The organism is Stenotrophomonas sp. Y6, assembly GCF_022436665.1.
GTDB classification, from domain to species: domain Bacteria; phylum Pseudomonadota; class Gammaproteobacteria; order Xanthomonadales; family Xanthomonadaceae; genus Stenotrophomonas; species Stenotrophomonas acidaminiphila_A.
The window spans coordinates 382402-391935 of sequence record NZ_JAKUKB010000008.1 but is presented as its reverse complement, the minus strand read 5'-3'; the positions used below and the strand labels follow the sequence as shown (position 1 = coordinate 391935).

Below are 9534 nucleotides of genomic sequence, written 5' to 3'. Positions count from 1 at the left end.
TTCCCGCGCCCCGGGTCGTCCGCGGCCGGGCGGGCCGCGGGTTTCGGCCGCGGCGTGGCGGCCGCCGGCGGCTGCGGCGCGGACTGCAGCAGCGCGTCGAATCCAGCGGCGTCCTTGTCGGCGCCGCTGCCGGCGCGCGGCAGGGAAGCCGCGCCCGGCGCCTGGCTGGCGCTCGCCGCGCCCAGCGACAGCGGCGTCATGGGCTGTCGTCCTCGCCCGACAGCTGGGCCTGGCGGGCGCGGCGTGCGCCCAGATCGTCCATTTCGCGCTGGTCGCGGCGTTCCTCCACCTGCTTTTCGCGGGCACGGTAGCTGGCCGCCAGCTGCTCCAGCACCTGTTTGTCGCGGCTGGCCAGCAGCAAGCGTGCGCGCTCGGCATCGACCCGCTCGCGGTTGCGGTCCACGGTCTGGCTCTGCTGCTGCACGGCGCTGTCCAGGCGGTCCAGGAACGCGCGCCGGTTCATCAGCTGCGACGGGCTGGTGGCGGCCATCTGCGCGCCGGCGTATTCCTCGGCGTAGCGGCGCAGTTCCTCCAGCCGCGACAGGTGCATGTCCAGCGCCTGCTGGCGCTCGGCCAGGGCGCGGGCGACCGCGTCCTCGTGGTCCTGCGCACGGCGCAGCAGGGGGTCCAGGCGACGGGATTGGTTCATGGGACGTTCTCGCTTTCGACCAGGCGTTTCAGGGCGGCAAGGCTGTGGGGAAGGTCGGCGGCCAGGCTCACGTCCTGGCCGAGGAATTCGAGGATTTCCGGCCAGCGCTCGAGCGCTTCGTCGGTGGCCGCGTCGTTGCCGCGCTGGTAGGCGCCGATGGCGATCAGGTCGCGGTTGGCCGAGTACGCCGCCACCAGCCGCTTGAGCTTGCGGATGCGCAGGCGCCAGGCGTCGTCGGCAATGTCCTGGACCACGCGGCTGACCGACGACTCGACGTCGATGGCCGGGTACAGGCCGGAATCGGCGACCCGGCGCGAAAGCAGGATGTGGCCGTCAAGGATGGCGCGGGCGGCGTCGGCGATCGGGTCCTGCGGGTCGTCGCCCTCGGTGAGCACGGTATAGAAGGCGGTGATCGAGCCGCGCCCCTTGGCGCCGTTGCCCGCGCGTTCCACCAGCGCCGGCAGCTTGGCGAACACGCTGGGCGGGTAACCACGGGTGGTCGGCGGTTCGCCGACGGACAGGCCGATCTCGCGCTGCGCCTGGGCGAAGCGGGTCAGCGAATCCATCAGCAGCAGCACGTTCAGGCCCTGGTCGCGGAACCACTCGGCGATCGCGGTGGCGCGATAGGCGCCATGCAGGCGCGCCAGCGGCGGGCGGTCGGCCGGCGCGGCCACCACCACCGCCCGGCGCAGGCCTTCCTCGCCCAGGGTGGTCTCGACGAAGTCGCGCACTTCGCGGCCGCGCTCGCCGATCAGCCCGACCACGATCACGTCGGCCGAGGTGAAGCGGGTCATCATTCCCAGCAGCGTCGATTTGCCGACGCCGGAGCCGGCGAACAGGCCCACGCGCTGGCCGCGGCCGATCGGCAGCAGTGCGTTGATCGCGCGCACGCCCACGTCCAGCGGCTGGGTGATGGGTTCGCGCGCGAGCGGGTTGATCGACACCCCGGCCATGCTGGCGCTGCCTTCGGCGCGGATCGGGCCCTTGCCGTCCAGCGGCACGCCGTCGCTGTCGATGACCCGGCCCAGCAGGCCTTCGCCGACCTCCACCCCGCCGCGCCGGTAGGACGGCACCACGCGTGCGTTGGGCAGCAGGCCGTGCAGTTCGGCGCTGGGCATCAGGTAGGTGCGGTCGCTGGCGAAGCCGACCACCTCGGCGTCGACCCAGCCGCCGTCGACCTCGACCTTGCAGGTGGCGCCCATCGGCGCCTCGCAGCCGACCGCTTCCAGGGTCAGGCCCACCGCGCGGCGCAGCACGCCCTCGCGGATCAGGCCGCGGCCGTGCCCCGGCTCGATGTCGATGGCGTCCAGCCGGGCGGCCAGGCGCAGGTTGCGCGCGGCCGACCAGGCGGCGGGCGCCGGTGGCGGGCGGTCGGGCGGCGCGGTGTCGGGGTGGGTGGGGTTCATTGGGTGGCTCCGGCCTTGCGCATCACCGTGGACAGCGCCGCGCGCAGGCGCGCCTCGAGGGTGCCGTCGATGCGCACGCTTTCGGCGTGCACGCGCAGGTCGCCGCGGCTCAGGCCGGGGTCCGGGCTCAGGCGCTGGCCCGGCGCCAGTTTCAGCAGCGGCGCCAGCGCGGCGATGTCATCCGGGTGCAGGCGCACCTCGACCTCGCGGCTGCTGCCGCCGACCGCTTCCAGCGCCTCGTTGACCAGCTCCTGCAGCAGCGCCGGTTCGGCTTCGTAGGCACGGCCGAGCAACTGCCCGGCCACGCGCACCGACAACTCGCCCAGCGCGGCCACCACTTCGCCTTCCAGGCGCAGCAGCGGGCGGCTGAAGTTGTCCAGGATGCCTTCGATCTGCGCCACCAGCCGGCGTACTTCGGCCTGGCCCTGGGCGAGGCCTTCGGCATGGCCCTCGGCGTGTCCCTGTTCCAGCCCTTCCTGGCGCGCGGCGTCCTGGATGGCCTGGATCTGCTCCAGCGTCGGCGGCTGCGGCAACGGCTCCGGCGGCAGTTCCGCGGCATCGCCGGGATGGTCGTCGGACAGCGCCGGCGCCGGTTCCAGCGCGGCGGTCAGATCGGGGGCCATCCAGCGCACGACCGGACTCACAGCATGGTCTCCGCATTGCCACCGATGGTGACGGTGCCTTCATCGGCCATGCGCTTGACGATGGCCAGGATCTCGCGCTGCGCGGCTTCCACGTCGGACAGCTTGACCGGGCCGCGCGCCTCCATGTCCTCCAGCAGGATCTCGGCGGCACGCTGGGACATGTTGCGGGTGATCTTGTCGCGCACCTTGATGTCGGCGCCGCGCAGGGCCAGGCCCAGGCGCTCGCCGCTGACTTCGCGCAGCACCAGCTGCATCTCGCGGTCGTCCAGGTCCACCAGGTCGTCGAACACGAACATCAGGTCCTGGATGCGGCTGCCCAGCGGCGCGTCGACCTGCGCGATCGCGCTGAGGATCGCCTGGTCCTGGCCGCCGTCCATGAAGTTGAGGATGTTGGCCGCGCACTGCACGCCGCCGATGTTGGACGACTTCAGGTTCTGGTTGCCGGCGAACTGGCGCTCCATGATCTCGTTGAGTTCGTTCAGCGCATTGGGCGGGATGCCGTCGAGGGTGGCGATGCGCAGCAGCACGTCGACCCGGGTGCGTTCGGGCAGCAGCTTCAGCGCTTCGGCGGCCTGGTCGTTTTCCAGGTGCGACATGACGATGGCGATGATCTGCGGGTGTTCGTTGCGCACCAGGTCGGCGACCGCGCGCGGGTCCATCCACTTCAGCGTGTCCAGGCCGGTGGTGTTGCGGCCCAGCAGGATGCGGTCGATCAGGTTGTTGGCCTTCTCGTTGCCCAGCGCCTGCACCAGCATGTTGCGGATGTAGTCGTCCGAGCCGACGCTGAGCGAGGTCTTGTTGCCGAGTTCGCTGCTGAACTCGTCCATGACCTGCTGCACCTGCTCGCGGCTGACGTCGGTCAGGGTGGCCATGGCGATGCCGATCTTCTGCACCTCCTTGGGCTCCATGTGGCGCAGCACCTCGGCCGCGTCGGCTTCGCCCAGCGAGAGCAGCAGCACCGCGGCGCGCTGCACGCCATTCATGGGAACGACGGACTCAGTCATTGGCCACCCATCCCTTCACCACCTGGGCGACGCGCTTGGAATCGGAGCGCACCGCCTCGCGCGCCATGCGCAGGCGTTCCTCGTAGGCGTCCAGCGGCAACGCCAGCGGCGCGGCGCCCCCCAGCTGCAGGTGGTCGTTGGCCAGCCCGGGCAGGCCGTCGGCGTTGTCCACCAGGTGCACGTCGGCGCGCAGCGGATCCTCGTCCGGGCCGGGCAACGCCTTGGGCGGGCCGGCGATCTGGCGCAGCGCCGGGCGCAGCACGCCGAACAGCAGTGCCAGCACCACGACCGCACCCAGCACCAGGCGCAGGCCGTCGCGGACCTGCGGCAGTTCCCACCACTTGATCGGTTCGTCCGGCGTGGTATCGCGCACGAACGGCGCGTTCATCACCGATACCGTGTCGCCGCGCGCGGTGTCGAAGCCGACCGCCTGCTTGACCAGCGCCTCGACCCGGGTCAACTCGGCGGCGCTGAGCGCCTGGTCGCTGATCTTGCCGTTGCTGCCGGCACGCGGCACGTGGTCGACCAGCACCGCTACCGACACCCGCTTGACCCGCCCGGCGGGCTGCCGGGTGTGCTGCAGGGTGCGGTCCAGCTCGTAGTTGCGGGTGGCGTTCTTGCTGCTTTCGCTCGGGGTGGCGGCGGTGGCCGGCGCGGCCTGGGGGCCGGGCGGGGTGTTGCTGGCCGCGCCGGGCACACCCTGCGGGCCCTGGGTGGTGGTGGTGTTCTCGCTGATCTGCTCGCTGCGCACCTTCTGCGGCTCGCCGTTGTACAGCTCGCGCGCTTCCTCGGTGACCGAGAAATCCATGTCCACGCTGACTTCCGGGTTGACCCGGCCGGGGCCGGTCATCGGCTCCAGCAGCTCGCGGATGCGCTGGTTGTAGGAGGTCTCCAGGCGCCGCACCTGGTCGAACTGCGCCGCGTTCAGGGCCGCATCGCTGTTGGGGTCGGCGATGGTCAGCATGCGCCCGCTCTGGTCGACCACGGTGACCCGCTCCGGGGCCAGGTCCGGGATGCTGGAGGCGACCATGTGCACGATCGCATCGACCTGGTTGCGCTCCAGCTGCTGGCCCGGACGCAGTTCCAGCACCACCGAGGCGCTGGCGACGTCGCGCTGGCGGGTGAATGCGCTGGGCTTGGGAATGGCCAGGTGCACGCGCGCGTCGCGCACCGGACGCAGGGTGGTGATGGTGCGCACCAGCTCGGTTTCCAGCGCGTGCTGGTAGCGCGCGTTTTCCATGAACTGGCTGACGCCGAAGCCGGGGTCGCGCTCCATCAGCTCGAAGCCGAGCCGGCCGCTGTCGGTCAGGCCGGAGCCGGCCAGCTTGAGCCGGGCGTCGTGGATGTTCTTTTCCGGCACGCTGATGGCGCCGGTGGCCGCGTCCAGCTCGAACGGGATCTGCGCGGCGCGCAGCAGGTCGGTCGCCTCGGCGGTCGCCTTCTGGTCCAGACCGGTGTACAGCGGCGCCATCGGCGGCTTCTGCGCCCAGAAGAACACGAACAGGCCGGCCGCCACGGCAATGGCGATCATCGCCATCAACCCCAGCCGGCGGGTGATCTGCAGGCTCTGCAGCCGGTCGAACCAGGCCCCGGCCTTTTCCGAATTGAGTGAATCCTTGGACAGCGCGAGTGCCATGGCGACCGGTTCCTTACAGCGGCATGTTCATCACGTCCTGGTAAGCCTGGACGAGACGGTTGCGGACTTCCACGGTGGCGCGGAACGCCAGCTGGGACTGCTGGGAGGCGACCATGACCTTGGCCAGGTCGGCGCCGGGTTCGCCGCGCTCGAACGCAGCGGCCAGCGCGCCGGAGACCTGCTGGGCGCGATTCACGTCGGCCAGCGCACCCTGCAGGGTGTCGGTGAAGCTGGCCACCGGGGCGGTGGCGGGCCGGACCCCGGCCAATCCGTCGATGGCGTTGCTGCGCGCGACGTCGGCGGCCGGCAACGACTGGCTCGCCTGGGTCTGGTAGCTGCGGATCTGGGAAAGGATGGAATTGACGGAGTGGGACATCGACAAGGTTCCGGGACAGGGGAGAACTGCCTGTTCATGTGCAAGTCGCGTGCCGGAACCGGAACGGCGGGAAAACCCGCGGGAAGCCTGTGACGGCGGGGCGGGCCGCGGCCCCGGCGACGGTTTTCCGTCGGTGACGCCGGGAATGGTGACGCTGGGCCAGGGGCCGGGGCGATGGCGGGCCCGGGGCGGCGGATGCCGCCACCGCGGGCCGCCCGTTGGCCGCTGCCGTCGAGGCGCGGGAGAGCCCGCCGGTGTGCCGCCCGGCGGCGGGCATCAGCAGCCGGGAAACCGGCGCCGGGCAGGGGGAATGCAGTTCAGGGCAGCCAGGCCGCCTGCCACTGCGCCAGCCCGGCATCGGCCAGCATCCAGTCGTGGTGCACCACCGCGCGCAGCGCGTCGCCGGCGGCGGCACGCGCGCCGGCGTCGGCCAGCTGCTCGCGGATCGCCCCGACCCAGTCGCGGTGGCGGTTGCGCACCCGGGTCACCGGCAGCGCGTCGTCGCGGTAGGGGCCGACGTCGCTGCACACCACCGGCACCGCGCAGGCGCCGTACTCCAGCAGGCGCAGGTTGCTCTTGCATTCGTTGAAGCGGTTCTGCTCGAGCGGCGCGATCGCCAGGTCCAGGTCGAGACGGGCCAGGTAGCGCGGGTAGGCCTGGATGTCGACGCCGGGATGGAACTCGGCCACGTGCGGACGCAGGCGTTCCGGGCACATGCCGAAGAACACCCAGTCCACCTCGCGTGCCAGTTCGGCCACCACGTCGGCGACCATCTCCAGGTCGCCGGTATGGCCCACGCCACCGGCCCAGCCCACCCGCGGACGCGGGCCGCTGCCGCGGCGCGGCGCCGGCAGTCCCCGCCACCAGCCCGGCGGCAGCCGGTTGCCGGCAATGCGGATGTCCGGGTGCAGGCCGGCCAGGGCCTCGGCCAGCGCCGGGGTGGAGACCACCACCCGGTCGACCCGCGCGAACGCCTGGCGCAGGGTGCGCAGGATGTCGCGCGGCATGTGTTCGCGGTGCGCGCTCTTGGCCGGCAGGTTCGGCAGGTAGTCGTCCAGTTCGTAGATCCTGAGCGCCTTCGAGAAGCGCGGCATGCGCCGCATCCGTTCCAGGTCCTCGTCGGAAATCCGGCGCTGCAGCACCACCACGTCGGGATCGATGCGGGCCTGTTCGACCGGGTCCAGCAACGTGGCGTAGAGCGCGCCCTCGGCATGGCCGGCGGCGCGCAGCGCCTCGAACGGCTGGATCACCCGGTACTGGCCGCTGCCCCAGGGATCGGCCGGGTGCGCGAGCACGCGCGGCATCGGCCGCCACGGCAGCGGTTGCCAGGAGAAGTCCGATTCGCCCAGGCGGAAGCCGCCGGCCACGTCCAGCCGCAGGCTGGGGTTGTAGGCCGGGTCGTGCGCGAGCGCCGGCAGCCAGCGTTCCAGCAGCGCATCGGTGGCGGTAGCCGGCAGCGGTGCGGCCGCCACCGAATGCAGCAGCAGCGCGTGCGGCGTCCATACCGTGAGGTAACCGCGCTGGCGCGCGCGCAGGCACAGGTCGACGTCGGCGCCTTCGTCGGCGAAGGCGGCATGGTCGAAACCGTCGAGTTCGGCGAACAGCGCGGTGCCGACCAGCAGGCAGCTGTCGGCGACCGCCGAATAGTCCTGCGCCACCTGCAGCCGGTGCATGTAGCCGGGTGCGTCCATCGGCGAACCGGCGAAGGCGCGGCCGCCACTGCACAGCAGCCCGGGCACCAGCCCGGCGTGGGTGACCGTGCCATCGGCGGAGATGGTCTTGCCGCCGACGATCCCCACTTCCGGACGCAGCCCGTGGTTGAGCAGCGCGTGCAGCCACTGCGGCTGCAGCGCCGCCACCTGCGGACGCAGGAACAGCAGGAACTCGCCGGCGGCCTGGCTGGCGGCCAGGTTGCAGGCCGCGGCATGGGCCAGTGGCGGATCGAAGGCGAACGCGCGCACCCGGCCGGCGGCCAGCGCCTCCACCTGCTGCATCCACTGGCGGACGTCGGCGCCGGCGCCGTTGTCGACCAGCAGCAGCTCGTAGTTCGGATACGCGGTCTTTTCCAGCAACGACACCACGCAGCGTTCCAGCGTGGCCAGCGCGGTGTCCGCCGCGACCGCCAGCACCATCGAAACCAGCGGTTGCCGGTCGTGGCCGTAGTCGATGTGGTACAGCCCGTCGCCGGCGCTTTCCAGCGTCGCGCCGGGATAGCCGCGCGCGTGCAGGTGGCGGCGGATGGCGCGCTGCTGCGCAAGCCGGTCCAGGCGCGGCGGCGCGCAGGTCAGCAGCGGCTCGGGCAGGTGGGCGATGCCGTCCAGGCCGCCGTGCTCGACCAGGCGCAGGATCAGGTTCAGTTCCGCGGCGTCGCCGGCCCCGGCGTCGAAACCGCCGGCGGCGAGCACCGCCTCGCGACGGAACACCCAGTGCCCGGCCAGCATCGCCGGGTTGCCGAGCAGCAGGTCGAGGTTGAGGTCGGGGCGCAGCGCCGGTGCCAGGTCGCCGCGTGCATCCTGGTGCCACTCGTCGGCGTAGAGGGCGCGCACCACCGCGTCGCTGCGCGCGAGTTCGACCAGCAGCCGGTCCAGTCCAAAGACATGGAACTCGGTGCCGGCATCCACGAACAGGACCCACTGGGCCGGACTGGTCCGCAGCACCTCGTCCACCGCCGTGTCCGCGGCAAGGTAGCGGGTGCCCACGCGACCCGCCGCCGCGGACGGCGGCGCGCCGATCACGCAGCCGCGGATCGCATCGTCGGCGGTGGCGTATCGGGCCACGCTGGCCTGCGTGCGCCGCAGGTCGGCGGCGGACTGGCCGCCGGCGCGGATGGCGATCTCCAGGCAGGGCCGGGGCAGGCTGCGCAGGCTGGCCTGCAGTGCCCGCCACTGCGCGGCGGTGAGCCGGCGCCGTGCCTGCCAGTCCAGCAGCGGCCAGCGCGCCTGGGCGATGGCCAGGGCCTGTTCCAGTGCCTGCGGCAGATCGACCTTCCGCGCGGGCTGGCTGCCGTCCAGCGGTGCCAGGGCCACCTGCCGGGTGTCGCCCCCGCGGTACCAGCCAAGCCGCCGCAGCGCCTGGCGGAACGTTTCGTGCCAGTCGTCGGCGATACCCGGCTGGTCACGCCCGCGCTGGCTGAACTGCTGGCGGGAAATGCGGAAGTCGACCAGCGGCCGGGCGCTGATCGCCACCGCGCCGTGCCGCAGCAGCTTGACGTACAGCGACAGGTCGGCGAGCCAGGCGATGCGGACGCCGTCGAGGACGGCCAGCTGGTCGCCCATCGCCAGCAGGGGCGCGCGCCGGCACAGGGCCACGCTGGGCTCGCCGAGGAAATTGAGGGTGTGGTCGGCGAAGAAATCGATCAGGTCGCGGCCGTCGATGCATACGTCATGGTCGGCCGGGAACGCCGTGGGCAGTTCATCGGGCAGCGGCATCCCGGCCTCGTCGACGAGCCGCCGGCGGGCGGTCGCCAGCGCCAGGCCGGGAACCTGCGCGAACGACTCCAGCAGGGTGGCGATGCAGTCCTCGTGCAGCACGTCGTCGTCGTGCAGGAACTTGATGTACTCACCCTCGGCCAGGCCGATCGCGCGCGCGGTGCTGCGCATTTCCCACAGCCGCTCGGGGTTGCGCGCGTAGCGCACCGGAAAGTCCGCGCGCGCGGCGAAGGCCTCCACCGCGGCCTGCACGTGGCCCGTTGCCGAATCGTCGCAGACCACGACCTCCAGCGGGCGATGGGTCTGCCGGCGCACGCTTTCCAGCGCCTGCGGCAGCCAGCGGGCCTTGTAGGCCGGTATCACCACGCTGACCAGCGGAGCAGTGGAAGGG

General features: G+C 72.2%; 8 protein-coding genes. All 8 read right to left on the bottom strand.

Annotated features, from left to right (window positions below; translation table 11 throughout):
• On the bottom strand, window positions 1-200 hold a 200-nt coding region (locus tag MKP15_RS11620), incomplete at its 3' end, for a hypothetical protein (protein WP_240212794.1).
• On the bottom strand, window positions 197-649 hold the full coding sequence (fliJ, locus tag MKP15_RS11615; protein ID WP_104938852.1) for a flagellar export protein FliJ: 453 nt from the start codon (window positions 647-649) through the stop codon (window positions 197-199). The genes MKP15_RS11620 and fliJ, both read right to left, overlap by 4 nt.
• Window positions 646-2055 carry a FliI/YscN family ATPase gene (locus MKP15_RS11610; RefSeq protein ID WP_104938851.1) on the bottom strand — a complete coding sequence of 470 codons (1410 nt, stop codon included), beginning with the start codon at window positions 2053-2055 and terminating at the stop codon, window positions 646-648. The genes fliJ and MKP15_RS11610 overlap by 4 nt, the downstream gene beginning before the upstream one ends.
• Entirely contained in the window at window positions 2052-2699 is a 648-nt protein-coding gene (locus tag MKP15_RS11605; RefSeq protein ID WP_240212793.1) for a FliH/SctL family protein, read from the bottom strand. The genes MKP15_RS11610 and MKP15_RS11605 overlap by 4 nt, the downstream gene beginning before the upstream one ends.
• Window positions 2696-3682 carry a flagellar motor switch protein FliG gene (gene fliG, locus MKP15_RS11600; protein ID WP_104938850.1) on the bottom strand — a complete coding sequence of 329 codons (987 nt, stop codon included), beginning with the start codon at window positions 3680-3682 and terminating at the stop codon, window positions 2696-2698. The genes MKP15_RS11605 and fliG overlap by 4 nt, the downstream gene beginning before the upstream one ends.
• Window positions 3683-3695: 13 nt before the next feature.
• On the bottom strand, window positions 3696-5339 hold the full coding sequence (gene fliF, locus MKP15_RS11595; protein ID WP_161614453.1) for a flagellar basal-body MS-ring/collar protein FliF: 1644 nt from the start codon (window positions 5337-5339) through the stop codon (window positions 3696-3698).
• A 13-nt stretch (window positions 5340-5352) separates the two neighbouring features.
• The gene (fliE, locus tag MKP15_RS11590) at window positions 5353-5715 is read right to left on the bottom strand and encodes a flagellar hook-basal body complex protein FliE (RefSeq protein WP_104938849.1); all 363 of its coding nucleotides are present in this window, start codon (window positions 5713-5715) and stop codon (window positions 5353-5355) included.
• 317 nt (window positions 5716-6032) lie between these two features.
• Window positions 6033-9503, bottom strand: coding sequence for a glycosyltransferase (locus MKP15_RS11585; protein ID WP_240212805.1), 3471 nt, complete (start codon window positions 9501-9503; stop codon window positions 6033-6035).
• Between the last annotated feature and the right edge of the window lie 31 nt (window positions 9504-9534).